Here is a 17,420-nt window from a genome sequence, read left to right on the forward strand (position 1 = left end):
CTGAATTGGCTTACTTGTATGGCAAGCCAATCTATTTGTGATTGAGCTACTTACGACGACGCCACATTGCTAAGCCAAATAGTGACATAAGAGCACCGAAGCCAAATGAACCGCCTACTCTTAGCTCAAGAACGGCAGGATCATGATCCGATGAACGGAAGTGATCTTGGTACTTAGGTAGGTCACCTTTGTACTCTTCGTTGTAGTCAAACAACGTCGACTCACCACCATTGATGTGCCAATCGGTAGCATCGACAACCCTATCTTTCAGGCTTTCGCTGATCAGCAGGTGGTCTAGAGCGCCAACTTCATCATTGTATGAGTAGCTCCAGCTGTCTGGGTGCTTTTGAGCCACAGCATTGATATAACCGTAGTTCTTCGTAATCACCGCACCGCTATCACCAAACTGCTCAACACCATCAATGTAGGTATTACGAGCTGCTTTGATCTGCTTGCCGTATTTCTCTTCCGAGTAATCGGTTAGCACCAGCATTGGATCTTCCATGCCGTACGAGTTCATATCACCCAGGATCACTTTGTGACCTTTGATGCCATCGAGCGCTTCACCTAATGCAACCGCCGCAGCAACACGGAAGTTCTCACATGAACCTTGCTTATCGGCATCAACGCCGCCTTGGCCGCCCTGCTCAATCGGAGCAGCATCTTCCCAACACTTAGAGCCTTTCGATTTAAAGTGGTTGATCGCTACGGTGAGTTTCTCTTTGGTGCCTTTAACTTTAAAGGTTGGCGCCAATGAGTCACGTTGGTAGTTCTTACCGTCTTCAATCACCTTGCCTGAATCGTCTAACACCTCTGGTGCTTGTTGGCTTGGCATCGCGATAACACGGCTGTCTTTAAGCTTAACCACCTTCTTACGGTAGATAACACCGGTTGTGATTACATCGGTACCAATCGAGTCCATCTCGTCGGTTACGCCGTCTTCGTTCGAGTCGACAGCCACAAAGGTATAACGGTCTTTCTTACGCTCAATGCGATCATTCAGTTGGTTTACAAGTTGCTGAATGGCAGAGCCTTCACCAAAGCCATTGTTCTCAATTTCCATCAAGCCAATGATGTCTGCATCTAAGCGAAGAATCGCGTTCACAATCTTCTCTTGCTGCATCTCAAACTCAGTGATGGTGTTCGCGCCACGGTTATTGCCGTGCTGATTCGCGTCGCCACCAAATGGAGAGTTGAAGTAGTTCAATACGTTGAAGGTCGCAATACGTAGGTCGCCTTCATCCATGTCTGGTTTGTCGGTACGCGGATCGTTACGCACATAGTTTTCAGCCGAGATCTGGTTAGTCGCAATTAAACGGTACTCACCGTAGCTGTAAGTCAGCACGCCTTCTAGGCCAACAATGGTGTCATCAATGCGGATGTAATCTTCTGTTGAACCATCTTGGTCGATATCAGTGCGGCCAAAATCTGGGTAGAAAGGGACTTGTCCATCAGCCGCTTTTTGATCGGTTTCAACGAAAAGACGGCGGTCTGCGTTGTCTTCAGTTTGCTGCTTCGCTTCGTCAGATCCCGCGGCGAAAAGCTGGTTCGGCTGCATGTTAATACGCTCATGCGCCAGTACCATGTTGTTACGACGACCTGCGTAGTCATAACCAAAGGTACGCGTCACACGCATATCAAGCGCTTCGGTTGTTTTCACCAACATGCCTTCGTAGCGTTCAAGCGTTGCAGCGAAGTTCTCGTCACTGTCTAGCACTTCAATCGCCGTAGCTTCAGGTGCCTGCTGCTCGCCCTGTTTTAGCCATTGGTTGTTTTCTACTTTCAGCTGAGTGTGGCTGTAGTATTCTTGAACCTTGCCTTTCACACACACTACATCACCGGCTACTAGCTCTGAGCTCGACTGGTTGGTATGAATAAATAGCCCCTCAGAAGTGCTTGAGTTGAAATCATCCTCAAGTGCTTGCAGGTAGAAGCCTTTAGTTAGGCCTGTTGTTACCGCACTTACCACACCTTTTACGAAATATTCATCGTCGGTGATGTACGGGTAGCCATCGATGAATGGCGATGTAGCGCCCTCACCTTGGATTTCTTGAATGGTGGTGAATACTGGGTCAGAGCCATCTTGTGTACAAGTGAACGCTTCTGGCAGTTCAACGCTGTCTAGTGAACCTAGGCCTTCAATGCTGTCTTTTGGTAGCGATACCCATTGTGAAGCATCAAACGTCGCAGAAGGTGTTTGTGTCGCACGAACCAAAGTAACATCTTTGCCCCAGTCCACATCGCCCATCAAACCAACAACATCATGTACCGAGCCGTCTGAATTCAAGATAGCCAGCGGGTCGTCACCATTATGATTAGCCAATGAAGCATTTAGAATGTCAGCGACCGCCTTAATCTCATCACTAGCACTGGTATGAGCAACAACAAGCACCTCACCGGGCGCTAAAACGTGGCCATCTAAAGGTAAAGTGGCGCCCCATGATCCGTTGCCATTGGCAGACTTCGCCAGTGAGTAACCATCTAAGTTAATGCTGCTATCGCCGTTATTGGCGATCTCAACCGCTTTGTTGTAGCTGCCGCCTTCCACATATTGTGAAATAAACAAATCAGCGTGTGCGCTTGTGGTTAACAAGCTACCAATTGCCACTGCTAGCAATGAAGGTTTGTGTAAAAGAGCCATCCGTTTCACCTGAGTTCATCGAGTTATAGTCACTGCCATCTATGGGCAGTCATGTATTTTGTGGTAACTATCAGGTTTATTTATGAAAGGAATAAGTCAGTTGGCAAGAAAATGAGGAACTTATCACTTTGGAATCATCAATTGTTTGGCACGTTATATATTTCCAACATATATAGAAACGAGTGTAATTTTATAAAGCTTGAGGGTACCAAATAAGATCATCTGCACAGCATTACAGCGATGGATATGCTAGCTAAATACTGGGTAAATTATCAATTCAAACAAGGGGGTTTCGAGGAAGGCAAATGGAATGGGCATGAAAAAGCCCAAAGTAAACAACAGCTACTTTGGGCTCAAATTCTCAAGCGAGTTGTGTTAGTTCACCCTATGGGCGAGTAACAAAACCTACTGCTTCGTATGCTTTTTTCAGTGTCACTGCAGCACGTTCAGAGGCTTTTTCAGCACCGGCTTTCATTACTGCGTCCATGTAGGCACGGTCAGCACGGATACGGTGATATTCAGCTTGAATCGGCTCAAGCATCTCAACCAATGCTGCGCCTACGTCTTTCTTGAACGGACCGTACATTTCAACGCCTTGGTACTGCGCTTCGATCTCTTCGAACGTTTTACCTGTCGCTGCAGAGTACAGACCCATTAGGTTAGAGATACCCGCTTTGTTTTCCCAATCGTGAGCAATGCGTGGTGGTGTTTCTGCATCGGTTTGCGCTTTGTTGATCTTCTTGATGATCGACTTAGGCTCTTCTAGCAGAGTAATCACGTTCTTACGGTTGTCGTCCGACTTAGACATCTTCTTCGTCGCGTCTTGCAGGCTCATTACACGTGCATTCACTGTTGGAATGTAAGGTTCTGGTACTTGGAAGATTGGCGTTTCAGGACCGTAGATGTTGTTGAAGCGAGTTGCGATATCACGCGCTAGCTCTAGGTGTTGTTTCTGGTCGCTACCTACAGGTACTTGGTGAGCACCGTAAAGCAGGATGTCTGCAGCCATCAACACTGGGTAGTCGTATAGGCCTACGTTTACGTCATTTGAGTGGCGTGCAGACTTATCTTTAAACTGAGTCATACGGCTCAGTTCACCCATTTGCGTGTAACAGTTAAGAAGCCAACCAAGTTGAGCATGCTCTGGTACGTGTGACTGAACAAATAGCGTGCTCTTCTTTGGATCAACACCGACAGCAAGACAGATTGCTAGTGCGTCTAGAGTCGCTTCATGCAGTGCTTTCGGGTCTTGGCGAACCGTAATTGCGTGAAGGTCTACAACACAGTATTGGCAATCGTAATCATCTTGCATCTGTTGCCATTGACGTAGAGCACCCAAGTAGTTACCGATACTTAGTTCACCAGATGGTTGAACACCACTCAATACGATGGGCTTGCTCATGGTTTTAATTCCTTTGCTTATTCGCTAAGTTTATTGAACGCTTAGCTTCTTAACTTAAATATAGAAAAGCCGCACAGCTCTTCTGTACGGCTCATCCAGTGTACTCATTGATAAGTATTTTGCTAGTAGGTTAGCTAACTTTTGTCCGCTTTATGCTGAAACTAGAACGACATCTAGTAATTGCGCGACGTTATCCGCGACATAGTCAGGGTTTGATGCTGAAATCGGCTCGCCGTGGTTATAACCGTAAGTCAGACCAAACGAGTGACAACCTGCATTCTTAGCCGCTTTAATGTCGTTGCTTGAATCGCCAACCATCAACATCTCTTCCGCTTTTACATTGTGCTTTTCTAGCAACCAGTTCAGAGCGACTGGGTTCGGTTTTTTCTCTGGGAAAGAGTCGCCACCCAACACATCAACAAAGTACTTATCAATACCGTGTTGCGCCAGTACGTCTGGTACAAACTTCGATGGCTTGTTGGTAACCAGCGCCATAGTGAAGCCGGCTTTATCCAGCTCAGCCAGCGTCTCTTTAACCGATGGGTAAAGGTGACTTAGCTTGTGACCGCCCTGCTCATAGAAATCATCAAACAGGATGCGCGCTTTTTTCAGGAGCTCTGGCTCAAGGCTTGGGTCAACCGTCAGGTTGCGGCTGAGTGAACGTCCGATAAGAACATCAGCACCATTACCTACGTAGTCGCGAACTTGTTCTTCGCTCACTGAAGGGAAGCCCAACTCCTGACAAGCTTGGTCAGCAGCAACGGTCAAATCAGGCACGCTGTCTAACAAGGTTCCATCCAAATCAAAGGCGATCAGTTTTATTGAGCTTAATGACATCTTACTTTCCTATTTATTATATTCGTCTTATGAGTTGAGCGATAAGACGTAAAAAAGGGGCAAATTAGCCCCTTAATATTCAATCTATCTGTAGTTTTACGATTATACGTTTACTTTTGCAAGCTCTGCACGCATCTCATCAATCACTTCTTTGTAATCCGGTTGATTGAAGATAGCTGAACCCGCAACGAACATATCTGCGCCCGCTTCTGCGATTTCACGGATGTTATCAACCTTCACGCCGCCATCAATCTCAAGGCGAATATCACGGCCTGACTCATCAATCAGCTTACGAACAGCACGTAGTTTATCTAGCGTGTGAGGAATGAAAGATTGACCGCCGAAGCCTGGGTTCACAGACATCAGTAGAATCATGTCTACTTTGTCTAGGATGTAATCTAAGCAAGAAAGCGGCGTTGCAGGGTTAAGAACCACACCCGCTTTACAGCCGTGCTCTTTGATTAGCTGTAGAGTGCGATCGATGTGCTCTGAAGCTTCAACGTGGAAGGTAATCATTGATGCGCCGGCTTTAGCAAACTCAGGCACGATGCTGTCTACTGGCTTAACCATAAGGTGAACATCGATAGGAGCCGTAATACCGTAGTCGCGCAGCGCTTTACAGATAGGCGCGCCAAAAGTCAGGTTAGGTACGTAGTGGTTGTCCATCACATCGAAGTGCACAACATCAGCACCAGCTGCGAGTACTTTTTCTACGTCTTCACCAAGACGAGCAAAATCTGCAGACAAAATCGATGGAGCGATTAGAAAATCTTTCATACCAAACCTCTTAAGAGTGAGTAAATTGCGAATATCACCGCCTTGTGACATCTCATATACAAATACAAGACTCAATTCCAAGACTATTTGGTGTGCAATTCTACCTAAGCAACTAAGCAGATCCTAGCAGTTCGAAAGATTAGTTTATGAAAGTACCCGTTGGTCACTCAATTTAATGAGTTCGAGGGTTATGTTGGCCGCTACAATTCTTCTGAAGCGTGTTGCTGGTTTTTCTCTTTATGAAAAAGTGCCAGTAACTCATCGACTTTATTGCGCCCTGCGCCATTACGGCTAATGGTGCGCTTAACCTTGACCACGTTCAGTTCTGCACCATGGTATAAACGGCGCGTTAAGGTGGTGTCATGGTTTGAGATCAAGACAGGGATGCCTCGTTCCATCGCTGCTTTTTCAGCAACATCCGCCAGTGCAGCTTGGTCATCTAAGCTAAAGCCATTACCTGCGTAAGAGGTAAAGTTTGCCGTGTTCGACAGTGGTGCGTATGGAGGATCGCAGTAAACCACACAGCCTTTGCGCGCGCGGCTAAAGGTTTCATGGTATCCCTCACAGACGAAAGTGGCTTTTTTCGCTTTCTCGGCAAAAAATTCCAGCTCAGCTTCTGGGAAGTAAGGTTTTTTATAAGAACCAAATGGAACGTTAAAACCGCCCTTCTTGTTGTAACGACATAGGCCATTGAAGCCAAATCGGTTCATATACAAGAAAGCCAATGAACGATACATGACGTTATCTGTACCATTGAACTCAGCGCGAATATCTAAGAAGGCTTCTTTACGGTTGTTCTCAGGACAGAACCAGCGCTTCGCTTCCGTGATATAAGTTTCAGGATCGGTTTTAAGCAGGTTGTACAGGTTGATAAGATCGGGATTGATATCTGCAAGCAGGTACTGTTCAAAGTCAGTATTCAGAAATACTGAGCCGGCACCGACAAACGGTTCTACCAATTTACGAGCAGGTGGCAGGTGACGTTGGATGTCTTCAACTAGGCCATATTTACCACCAGCCCATTTTAGAAAGGCACGCTGCTTTTTCATTTACTGCTCTATCTATCAACTCAAAAATAAGGCTGCGGAATGTAACATATTTTGAGGCTAAGCTCAGGGTTATTTCGCACGTTCTATCTCTCGATGCACTTGATTCATCGATTTTGCCCAAGGTTCCAACTGTTGAAGGGGTTTTGATAACGCACTTACCGCGTCTCTCGCCACTTGAATCGTTGGGTAATCTTGATAAGTGATAATAAACCACTTGGTGTCGTTGCGAAGTGTTGGGTAAATACGAACCTTGTTCTCAAGGTCATACTCTTCAATGAAAGACTGTACGTCGTCCAATGAGGTCATCGCACTCAACTGCAAAGTATAAGCTCGCGGAGAGATAGCTTGTAACTCTTCGCGAGAAAATGAGAATGTAATTTTCTTAGTCGGTGGCGTGGACTGTGTTAGGTCTGTTGCTTCATCGGCTGAAGGCTGTGACTCCACTTTGTCTGCATCTGATTGCGAACTCACCGCGGCACCTGTGTTTTCTTCAACAGCAGCATCAATCGCACTGGTATCGGCACTTTCAGGTTTATCATCAAGCAAGGCATCAACCACATCAGAGGTGATTACGACACGCTGCTGATCTTGTTCGACTTCTCCAACACTCGCGGTATCTTCAACGACAGTCGGTGGCAAAGATGAGCTGTCGTCATCAGCACCTTGATAACTCATGTCAGCTTCGGCTTCAGAATCGTCCATTCCGTCGATTCCAGCTTGCTCGGTACCACTTTCCACTTCAAAAGTTGGGATAGCTGTCTGTTCAATCGGAGCGATAAGCGACTGCGCTTTATCGTCTGGTGTTGGTTGACTGAACATCCACCAATAACCACCACCAATTAACAACAATAACAAAGCCACCACGATCGCGATATTGATGGGTGAGCCAATGATTGAGCGAATAATAATCCTTTTTTCCACTTTCAATTCTCCTAAAGCCATTAACTCGCCGGGCAGAGGTTGCGCTTTACTAAACGCACGTCGCACGCGAGTTTCAGACTCATCATCAACATATCTAATCACCAGTGATTCAAAGAAATGTTCAGCTTCTGGTTGCGAAAGGTCATCGATCTCAAGATCGATAGGTTTGTGTTGTTGACCGTAGCTCAAACGCGTTAATAACGTATCTAAGTGGCCAGGTTCCGAGAAGAGAACGATATTGATCGTCCATTGAGGGTTTGATTGAGCTTCCAGTACCAACATCCATAATTCGGATACCAATAGCTCAGAAAGTCGTTGGGCATCATCAACGACGATAACCACATTACACGGTTCTCCATCCAGTAACCTTGTTAGGCTATCCGATAAAGAATCATGTTGATTAAACAGGGGATCAGAAACAATTTGGCTAAGAATGAGCGCACGGCGTTGTTGATCGTCTTGGCTTGGATGACAAAGCAGTAAACACTGATTTTTTTCTGTCGACCATGCTTCCAGATAACGCTGAGCCAACCAAGATCGGCCAGAGCCAGCTTTGCCAGCAACCGTCACAAGGTTTGAACCAAAGTTAGTCAAAAGCTGTAAGCGCTCTAGCAGCTCAACTTGAGATTCTAACTCTAATACTCTTAATTCATGAGCCAAACTCATTGGGGATCCCTACTGATAAGATCGATCAGTAAAACGCTTCAGTTGCCTAGAGTTTAGCTAGGCAACCTCACAACCAAATTTAAAGAGTACGGCAGAAATCGATCGCTTGTTTAATGATATCTTGAGGCACATCAGCAACCACTTCAGCAGTACCAATACTTGTTGGTAATACCAAACGCAACTGACCAGACAGCACTTTTTTATCGCGCATCATGTGCTTCATAAAGTCTTCAAAAGACATGCTTTCTGGCGTATGGATTGGTAGTTTCGCATTCTTGAGTATAGAAATAATTCGCTCAAGTTGCTGCTGAGAGATCAGTCCCTGTAATTGAGCTGTTTTAGCTGCCATTACAGTGCCTGACGACACAGCTTCACCATGTAGCCAATTACCATAGCCTAGTTCTGCTTCAATCGCATGACCAAATGTATGACCTAGGTTCAATAACGCTCTGATTCCTGACTCTTTTTCATCTAGAGCCACCACTTCAGCCTTAATTGCACAACAACGAGCAATCGCGGTAATCAGTGCTTCTTCATCAAGTTGATAAAGTTTCTCTAGATTCTGCTCCAACCAATCAAAGAAGGCTTCATCGTAAATGATGCCGTATTTGATCACCTCAGCAATGCCCGCTGCAAACTCACGCTCTGGAAGCGTTGATAAACAGTTGGTATCGATGATCACAGATTTCGGTTGGTAAAAAGCGCCGATCATATTCTTACCAAGAGGATGGTTTACTGCGGTTTTACCACCAACAGAAGAGTCCACTTGAGAAAGAAGGGTCGTCGGGATTTGAATGAAATCAATACCGCGCTGGTAACAAGAGGCAGCAAAACCGACCAAGTCACCGATAACACCACCTCCTAAAGCAATCACCACCACATCGCGGCTGTAATTTCCTTCAAGCATGTAGCTCATCACTGAATTGAACGTTTCAAGGGTTTTGTACTGTTCACCGTCTGGCAGCTCGAGAAGAGATGTCTGACAGCCGACTTGATCCAATAGCGATAAAATTTTATCAGCATAAAGAGGCGCTACTGTCACATTACTGATAACAACAACTTTCTGCTTACCTGATAAAAAAGAAAGGTACGCCGGGTCTTCAAATAACCCGGCGCCAATAGAGATAGGGTAGCTACGCTCAGCTAGATTGACCGTAATCCGTTCCATGGGTTTGCTCTCCGAAAAAATGAACTTAACGTTCTTCTAGCATTTTTACGATCTGGTTGGCTACCACTTTTGCACTTTGGTCGTCAGTACGAACTGTGTAGTCCGCCACTTCTTCGTATAGTGCGTTGCGAGATACAGCTAGATCTTCTAGCACATCACGCGGGTTGTCTGTTTGAAGTAGAGGGCGTTTCTTGTCGCGGTTAGTGCGAGCAAGTTGCTTTTCAATTGTTGTCTCTAGGTATACAACAATGCCTCGTGCAGATAGACGGTTACGGTTTTCTTTGCTCAACACTGAACCACCACCTGTCGCAAGAACAATACCTTGTTCTTCTGTCAGATCATTGATTACAGATTCTTCGCGCTTACGGAAACCTTCTTCGCCCTCAACATCAAAAACCCATGCGATGTCTGCGCCAGTGCGCTCTTCGATCACAGTGTCAGAGTCTAGAAACTCCATATGAAGTTGGGAAGCTAGGTGTCTACCAATTGTACTTTTGCCGGCGCCCATTGGGCCAACAAGAAAAATATTGCGTTTCTCAGCCATGTTTTTAGCAGTAATTTACAACGTTAATTCAATGACATCGCCACAAGGTAGGTCAGTACAAGTACTGAAATTAAAAGGCCCGTGGCACCGATTCCTCACAGATAATTCGTGATAAGACCCGAAATTATCAAGGTTAGGTGCCACTAATGCAACTTTATTTTTAATCTAATTGTTCATTACTGAATCACAACTTTGGGTGTGACAAAAATAAGTAGTTCACTTTTACCCACATTTTCATAGCTGCGACGGAACAATGCGCCCAAAACTGGCAGGTCCCCCAACAGAGGAACTTTATCCACTGTACTGCTCACGCTGTGCTGAAATATCCCGCCAAGCACGACAGTTTCACCATTATTAACAAGCACTTGCGTACCTATTCTTTGCGTATCAATGGCGACCGCTTCACCGGTTCCAGTTTTTACCACTTGCCCTGGCCTATCTTGAGTCACGCTCAAATCCAATACCAAACGATTATCGGGCGTGATCTGCGGTGTCACCTTAAGACTCAACACGGCTTTCTTAAATGCAACCGACGTAGCGCCACTTGAAGATGACTCTAAGTAAGGAATTTCAGTACCTTGCTCAATATAAGCCGGCTTTTTATTGGTGGTGATTAAGCGTGGACTAGAAATGATTTCAGCTTTTGACTCTTGTTGCAGTGCCGACAGTTCAAGATCGAGTAAGGTATCTGAACCCAGTTTGGCCACCTGAAACGCAATACTCGAGGCGTTCGGCGATGTTGCCCCTAAATTGACGTTGAGATAGTCATCAATCACGCTGCTGCCGCTATCGTCGTCATACGGCGTAATCGCTGATGGGTGGTTACCTTCGATTGAGCCACCAACGGTGAAGCTTCCGTTGGTTGAGGAAACGCCCCAGCGCACGCCAAGCTCATCAAGATTACCCTCAGTAACTGTGACAATACGTGCCTCTATCTGTACCTGCTTCACGGGAATGTCTAACGATTCAATGATGCCTCGGATCACGGCAATGTTTTCTTCCAATTCACGAATGAGCAGTGAGTTGGTGCGCTCATCAATGGTAATCGAACCACGATCGGACAACATGCTGACCGCACCTTCACCTCCAATCATGTCAGCGATGTCGGTGGCTTTAGCAAAGTTAATCTTGATGATTTCCGATTTAAGCTCCCCTAACTCCTCTTCTAAGCGCGATTTCTCTAACGCTTGTTGCTCTCGAAGGTCGAGCTCCGCTTTCGGCGCGACCAAGATAACATTGCCATCAACACGCTTATCCAAGCCTTTAACTTGCAAGATAATGTCGAGAACTTGCTGCCAAGGTACGCCATCTAAGCGTAACGTCAGGTTTCCGGCTACCGAATCAGACACCACGAGATTGAAGTCGTTGTAATCGGCAATCAGTTGCAGGACATTTCGTACCGGGATATCCTGGAAGTTAATCGATATCAGCTTGCCCTCTTTCTCTAGAACGCTTTTTTCTTTGGTCGCTTCATCGAGCACCGGTTTGCTGATCACCACCTCAATAAAGCGCCCCTTTAGGTTGTATTCATACTGATAGTCATTGCTAATCGTCGCTAGAAGCCGAGTGCTTGGTGTCTCTTTATAGACTTCAATGCCTTCAACCAAGGTAGCGAAATCCTTCACATCCAGCAGGTAGAGCTTGTCATCATCAACTTGAGTATTGATTAGCTCGATACTTAACCCTTCCTGAGCTCGTTGAACATCCACCACTGCTGTGCTGGTCGCCAGCTCAATAATGATGACGGCGTCTTTATCCTTATTGACCCTAAAATCAATATTCTCCAATTTGTTCGGTAAGCTCTCGGCATGGCTGAGCACGCTAACAACCAACATCACAGACACAGCAAAACCTTGTAGAGCCTTGCTCACTAATCCACTTATTCCTTTAATCATATTTACATCTCATATCCACATCATGTGACATTGGTTTACTTCAGAGCCAGCCTAACGTTGCGCTTATGCCAACAACCTAAGCCATCTGGAAGAGTTTCATTAATCTGAACGTATTGGCTCGTCACCTTAGTAACTCGGCCATTGTTTAAGCCGATAAACTGGCCTTTCTTGACGTTTACCACGTTGCCTTTGGGTGTTTGCACTAAGCCAAACACGCTTGAGCCATTGCCCATCACGCCTCTTAAACGAAGCTTACTCAGCGGGTACTTCTCTAACTTGCCATTACGAGAACGGGCGCTGGGTTGCCAACAGTCTTTCTTAACCAAGGGTTGGTTTTGCACAATGGCTTCTTTAGGCAGTTCAAAGGGAGGACGCAAAGATCGGCGCTGATAAGTCGCCGCCGTGAATTCAGTTGCTGGGACAAGTTGCTCGACATCTTTTCTCGCCTTGGCTTCAACCTGCGCCACAAAATCTTGCAGTGAGTCTTGATTAGCTTTGCAGCCTGACAACGCAAGCATCAATACGATTGAGTAAAACGCGCTATTGGGTTTCATCATTAACCTCCGATTTAAACTGGTAGGTATAAGCTCGAACCCTAAAGTGCAGCGTGCTACTTTCTTGACTGACTCGCTGCCAATTCACATCATCAAAGCTAATAATACGCGGCAGCTTGGCGATGGCAGCAGAGAAGTCACCAATCTCGTGATAGTCACCTGTCAGCTCTATATTGAGAGGCAATCGATAGAGAAACTCCTTGTTCTGTTTTTGTCCCCAATCGATTCGAGTAAAGGTCAGCGAATTATCCAAGCCGAGTTCATTCACAGACGCCAACATACTTGCTAGCTCTTTTTGAACAGGCAGCTGCTCTAACAGGTAATCGTAGCGACTGGTTAGTTCATCCAGCTGACTCTGCAATTTAGGCAAGGCTGCAACCTTGTTGGCCTTTATTCGCAAGGTCGTCTTTAAGGTTTGTTCTTGTTGCTTCATCTGTTGCAGTTCATCGTCGAGTGGCAACACATAAAGCCAAGTGCCTACACCTTGGATTAACACTATCAACACCAGAATCACGAGAAGCTGAGGCAACAATGGCCATTCGGTGATCTCATCAACATCGAGATCTTGCAAGCTCATCCTGTTTTGCCTACTAATCCTATTTTGAAGGTTAGCCATGATGCGCCCCCTTATCTTTTCTGCTCGCGGTTGTGTTTTCTAAAGACACAGGGCTAAACACAAAAGAGACCTTAAAGGTCTGAAACTCTTTATTGAAGCGCTTTCGGTTATGAACGATAGAGTGCATCTCGACCCCTTTCAAAGAATCTGAACGTTCGAGGTTGTCCAACATGGTGGCGAGACGAGCAGTGCTGTCGCTGATGCCCGACATTTCAATCTCCTGACCATTCATCTTTATCTTGTCGACATAGACACCCTCTGGAATCAGCTCCGGCATCAAGTTCATGAAGTCGGTGGTCTTATTACGGCCAAGCTGCAGCGACTCAACCACATCAAGTCGAGTCAGAATGGCTTTGTGTTCTTGCTCTGCGACTTTTAACGACTGAATTTGTCGGTCGAGCTCAGCAATGTACTGATTGAGGTAATTGAGGCGAGCTTGCTGCTTGGCTTGTTGATCGTGAAAATAGTGACCAACCGCCCATTGCCCTATAAGCGCAATGATGACGCCAAGAATGACCAGATGGATAAAACGCTTCTTGTGCTGAGCACGAATCTCATCACGCCACGGCAGCAGGTTAATTTGATGCAACATGCTTCTCTCCCTGCCACTTGAGCCCACTCATCGCCATACCCGCCGCGATACCAAAGTGTTGCCAGTCAATCGGCAGTCGGCGTCTCTTGGCGACCTTATTCTCAAACAGAGACAAAGGATTCAATGACTCGCAGCTCAACTGAAAATGGCGTTCTAGCTCTTCGGTTACCATAGGGATGCTGGCGCCCTCGCCCATCAACCAAATCCCTGAGATAGGTTGCTGCGCATTTCCCGATGAATAGAGCTGCAATTGACGCTTGAGCTTCTCAATCAGGTTAACAATGAATTGATGTGTCTCTTCCATAGTACCGAACACGCTCTCGATATCACTCGGGTCATCTGAGCTGCGAAGATCTTGAGTGCCAAAGGCGATGTCTTTATAGAAAGGCGCCGAATTCTGCGGGATAACCCCTAGCGAGGTTTGGTCGATTCCAACATCCACCAGCAACCAGTTTTTCTTATCGGGATACAGGCGCGAGGCCAATTGCCAGATATTAAGTAGCCCATGCGCCTGTGTATCCACCACCACAGGTTTGAAGCCAGCCTTGGTTAATGCATCCGCTCGGCTATCCACAACTTCTTTACGAGTGGCGTATACCTGATAACTGCTTGTCGAACCTTTACCAAATCGTTTGTCTTCCAGCTCTACAAAATCTAAACTCAGCTCCTCGATAGGGAAGGGAGATTGATGGGCGAAGGTTTGATAGATAGAAAACTCTTTTTCTCTGTCTTCTAACTCACTCTCTATTTGCAGTACTTTGCTGATCACCGTGTTATCAGGTACCGAAATGGCGACGTTGCGACAGCCAAAAGGCAGTCCTTTCCTAAGTTCTTTAAGTTTCTTAACAGTTTTCTGATACTCCAAAGTATGGTTAGCTGTAAAAATGTCGTCCGAAATCGGCAGCTCTTTGTATCCCACTAGGGCATACAACTCCCCCAAGGGTTTTAGTACCACGGCTTTGATGCTGTGATGATTTATATCTATACCTGTAATTAATGATGAACCCATGTGACCTAGCTCCTGAAGTGCCAAGCATTTCGTTGATTATCTAGGGGTTGTGATTATTAGTTAAATAAGCGTTAATAAACGAAAGCTAAGTTTTTAGCCTAGAGTACAAGGGTTTGCTGCTTATCAGCCTTAACTAATCAGGGATTATCCGGTGAAGTTCATAAAGCGATTATTCATATTTACATTGATTTGCATGATTCTTGGAGTCAGTACAATTTTCGGGTTTTATTTTTACGTAAAACCAGAGTTGCCTGATGTTGCCACTTTGCGCGACGTAGAACTCCAAACGCCGATGCAAGTCTTCAGTCAAGACGGTAAGCTGATCTCTCAATTTGGTGAAAAGCGTCGTAATCCAGTCACTTATGACGAGATTCCTCGCCACTTAGTTGAGGCTCTGATTGCCACCGAAGATAGCCGTTTCTATGAACACCCAGGTATTGACCCAATCGGTATCACACGTGCAGCACTCGTGGTTGCAATGTCGGGTTCAGCCAAACAAGGTGCTAGTACCATTACTCAGCAGCTTGCGCGTAACTTCTTCTTATCTAATGAGAAAAAGATCATGCGTAAGATCAAAGAGATCTTCATTGCGATCCACATTGAGCAACTTCTTAGTAAAGAAGAGATCATGGAGCTTTACGTCAACAAGATCTTCCTTGGTCACCGTTCGTATGGTTTTGGCGCGGCAGCACGTGTTTACTTCGGTAAAGATCTTCCTGATCTCACGCTGAGTGAAATTGCGACCCTTGCGGGTATGCCAAAGGCACCTTCGACAATGAACCCTATTTACTCTGTTGAGCGCGCGACTAACCGTCGTAACGTTGTATTGCGTCGTATGTTAGACGAGAAATACATCACTCAAGCAGAGTTCGATGACGCTCGTAGCGAAGAGCTTATCTCGAAATACCACGGTGCAGAGATCGAACTGAGCGCGCCATATGTTGCTGAAGTTGCACGTGCTTGGATGGTGGAACGCTATGGTGAAGAAGCTTATACATCAGGCATGAAGGTCTACACGACCGTTGATTCGAAACTGCAAAAAGCAGCGAACCAAGCCGCAATTAAGAACCTACTTGGCTACGATGAGCGTCACGGCTACCGTGGTGCTGAAAAAGTATTGTGGCAGACTGCGCAATCAGCGTGGGATCAAGAACAAATCGTTAAACACCTTAAGTCTCAACCAACCTATGGTGACCTAGTCCCTGCTGTTGTTACCGCGGTTGATTCGAAAAGTGCTCAAATTTGGGTTAAGAACCAAGGTGAAGGCACTATCGAATGGCAAGGCATGAACTGGGCGCGTAAATTCCTAACGGATAACCGCCAAGGACCAGCGCCTTCTCAAGCGAAAGAAATTCTGGCGGTTGGTGAACAAATCTGGGTTCGCCATGAAGCCGTTACCGGCGATGAAGTCTCTGAAGAGCCGACAGAAGAGTCAGCGACTGCAGAATCAGAAACACCGATTGTATGGCGACTAAGCCAAGTACCGAATGCGAACACAGCATTTGTTGCAATGAACCCGAACAACGGCGCGGTATTGTCGATGGTCGGTGGCTTTAACTTTGTCCACAACAAGTTCAACCGTGCAACGCAATCTATTCGTCAGGTGGGTTCTGGTATCAAACCCTTTATCTACTCAGCAGCGATTGAGAAAGGCTTAACGCTAGCCTCACTGATCAACGATGCACCGATTAACCAATGGGATAAGAGCCAAGGTACCGCATGGCGACCAAAGAACTCGCCACCGACTTACGTGGGTCCAACTCGTTTACGTATTGGCTTAGCTCAGTCTAAAAACGTAATGGCGGTACGTGTACTGCGCGAAGTAGGTCTAGATGATACTCGTAACTACCTAACTCGATTTGGCTTTGATATTGATGAAGTTCCGCGCTCTGAAACCATTGCTCTGGGTGCGGGTAGCTTAACGCCAATGAAAGTAGCTCAAGGTTACTCAGTATTCGCTAATGGCGGCTACTACGTTGAACCTTTCTACATCAGCCGCATTGAGACACCATTTGGTGAGACTGAATTTGAAGCGACACCAAAAGTGGTTTGTAAAGACGATTGCCAACAGCAAATGACCTCAGACCCAATGGCTGATGTGTTTGCAGAGCAAGATGTGGATGCCAAAGTACAATACGCACCTCAAGTTATCTCTGAACAGAACGCATTCCTTGTTCGTGAAATGATGTACAGCAACATCTGGGGTGGCGGTGATTGGAGCGCAGGTACGGGTTGGAACGGTACAGGTTGGCGTGCACAGCCGTTGAAGCGTCGTGACATTGGCGGAAAAACGGGTACCACCAACGATTCGAAAGATACTTGGTACAGCGGTTACGGCCCTGGCATGGTTGCAACGGTATGGGTTGGTTTTGATAACCACAACCGCAACCTAGGCAGAACCAAAGCGAACTCAAATCTTGGTAAGAACCAAATTACGGGTGCAGAAGCTGGCGCGAAAACAGCAGAACCTGCATGGGTTGATTTTATGGGTACGGCGTTAGCGGGTGTTCCTGCTGAGCGTAAAGAGATTCCTGAGAACATCGTCCGTGTTCGTATCGACCGTGAAACTGGCTTACTGACCAACAAGTTCGATAGCTCATCAATGTTCGAGTACTTCGAGAAAGGCACAGAGCCAACCGAGTACATCACTGAACGTTTCAATGACGACATCTACTCAACCTCATCAGGTGAAGCAGTAGAAGAGCTGTTCTAACTAGGGTTTGTTGAACCTAGTAACATGAACCAATAA

The 17,420-nt window shown here is 46.2% G+C and carries 14 protein-coding genes; 1 reads left to right on the plus strand and 13 read right to left on the minus strand.

Going from position 1 to position 17,420, the window contains the following annotated elements:
* Positions 1–46 precede the first annotated feature (46 nt).
* The 13 genes from AB4507_RS07700 to pilM form a co-directional block, all read right to left on the minus strand.
* Positions 47–2,641 carry an ExeM/NucH family extracellular endonuclease gene (locus AB4507_RS07700; RefSeq protein ID WP_372182486.1) on the minus strand — a complete coding sequence of 865 codons (2,595 nt, stop codon included), beginning with the start codon at positions 2,639–2,641 and terminating at the stop codon, positions 47–49.
* 385 nt (positions 2,642–3,026) lie between these two features.
* Complete coding sequence (gene trpS / locus AB4507_RS07705; protein ID WP_016796005.1) at positions 3,027–4,043, minus strand: tryptophan--tRNA ligase; 1,017 nt, start codon at positions 4,041–4,043, stop codon at positions 3,027–3,029.
* 150 nt (positions 4,044–4,193) lie between these two features.
* Complete coding sequence (locus AB4507_RS07710) at positions 4,194–4,880, minus strand: phosphoglycolate phosphatase (protein WP_248638947.1); 687 nt, start codon at positions 4,878–4,880, stop codon at positions 4,194–4,196.
* 102 nt (positions 4,881–4,982) lie between these two features.
* Entirely contained in the window at positions 4,983–5,657 is a 675-nt protein-coding gene (gene rpe, locus AB4507_RS07715) for a ribulose-phosphate 3-epimerase (RefSeq protein WP_372182487.1), read from the minus strand.
* A gap of 200 nt (positions 5,658–5,857) precedes the next feature.
* Entirely contained in the window at positions 5,858–6,706 is an 849-nt protein-coding gene (locus AB4507_RS07720; protein ID WP_017061122.1) for a Dam family site-specific DNA-(adenine-N6)-methyltransferase, read from the minus strand.
* Positions 6,707–6,775: 69 nt separating this feature from the next.
* A complete protein-coding gene (locus AB4507_RS07725) occupies positions 6,776–8,293 on the minus strand; it encodes an SPOR domain-containing protein (RefSeq protein ID WP_102428179.1) in 1,518 nt (505 codons plus the stop codon).
* 79 nt (positions 8,294–8,372) lie between these two features.
* Positions 8,373–9,461 (minus strand): 3-dehydroquinate synthase, encoded by a 1,089-nt coding sequence (aroB, locus tag AB4507_RS07730; protein WP_017061124.1) that lies wholly within the window; start codon positions 9,459–9,461, stop codon positions 8,373–8,375.
* Positions 9,462–9,486: 25 nt separating this feature from the next.
* On the minus strand, positions 9,487–10,005 hold the full coding sequence (aroK, locus tag AB4507_RS07735; protein ID WP_017061125.1) for a shikimate kinase AroK: 519 nt from the start codon (positions 10,003–10,005) through the stop codon (positions 9,487–9,489).
* Positions 10,006–10,181: 176 nt separating this feature from the next.
* Positions 10,182–11,900: a type IV pilus secretin PilQ gene (locus AB4507_RS07740; protein ID WP_032545762.1), complete on the minus strand. Its 1,719-nt coding sequence runs from the start codon at positions 11,898–11,900 to the stop codon at positions 10,182–10,184.
* Positions 11,901–11,935: 35 nt separating this feature from the next.
* The gene (locus AB4507_RS07745; RefSeq protein WP_017061127.1) at positions 11,936–12,454 is read right to left on the minus strand and encodes a pilus assembly protein PilP; all 519 of its coding nucleotides are present in this window, start codon (positions 12,452–12,454) and stop codon (positions 11,936–11,938) included.
* Positions 12,441–13,070 (minus strand): type 4a pilus biogenesis protein PilO, encoded by a 630-nt coding sequence (locus AB4507_RS07750; protein ID WP_017068838.1) that lies wholly within the window; start codon positions 13,068–13,070, stop codon positions 12,441–12,443. Before AB4507_RS07750 ends, AB4507_RS07745 begins: the two co-directional genes overlap by 14 nt.
* On the minus strand, positions 13,063–13,662 hold the full coding sequence (locus AB4507_RS07755; protein ID WP_017061129.1) for a PilN domain-containing protein: 600 nt from the start codon (positions 13,660–13,662) through the stop codon (positions 13,063–13,065). Before AB4507_RS07755 ends, AB4507_RS07750 begins: the two co-directional genes overlap by 8 nt.
* Positions 13,646–14,671 carry a type IV pilus assembly protein PilM gene (pilM, locus tag AB4507_RS07760; protein ID WP_372182488.1) on the minus strand — a complete coding sequence of 342 codons (1,026 nt, stop codon included), beginning with the start codon at positions 14,669–14,671 and terminating at the stop codon, positions 13,646–13,648. Before pilM ends, AB4507_RS07755 begins: the two co-directional genes overlap by 17 nt.
* A 151-nt stretch (positions 14,672–14,822) precedes the next feature.
* Between pilM and AB4507_RS07765 the strand changes: the two genes are divergently transcribed.
* Entirely contained in the window at positions 14,823–17,384 is a 2,562-nt protein-coding gene (locus tag AB4507_RS07765) for a penicillin-binding protein 1A (RefSeq protein ID WP_170963319.1), read from the plus strand.
* The last annotated feature ends 36 nt before the right edge of the window (positions 17,385–17,420 follow it).

The sequence above is a fragment of the Vibrio sp. 10N.222.54.A3 genome (assembly GCF_041474095.1).
Taxonomy (GTDB): domain Bacteria; phylum Pseudomonadota; class Gammaproteobacteria; order Enterobacterales; family Vibrionaceae; genus Vibrio; species Vibrio crassostreae_C.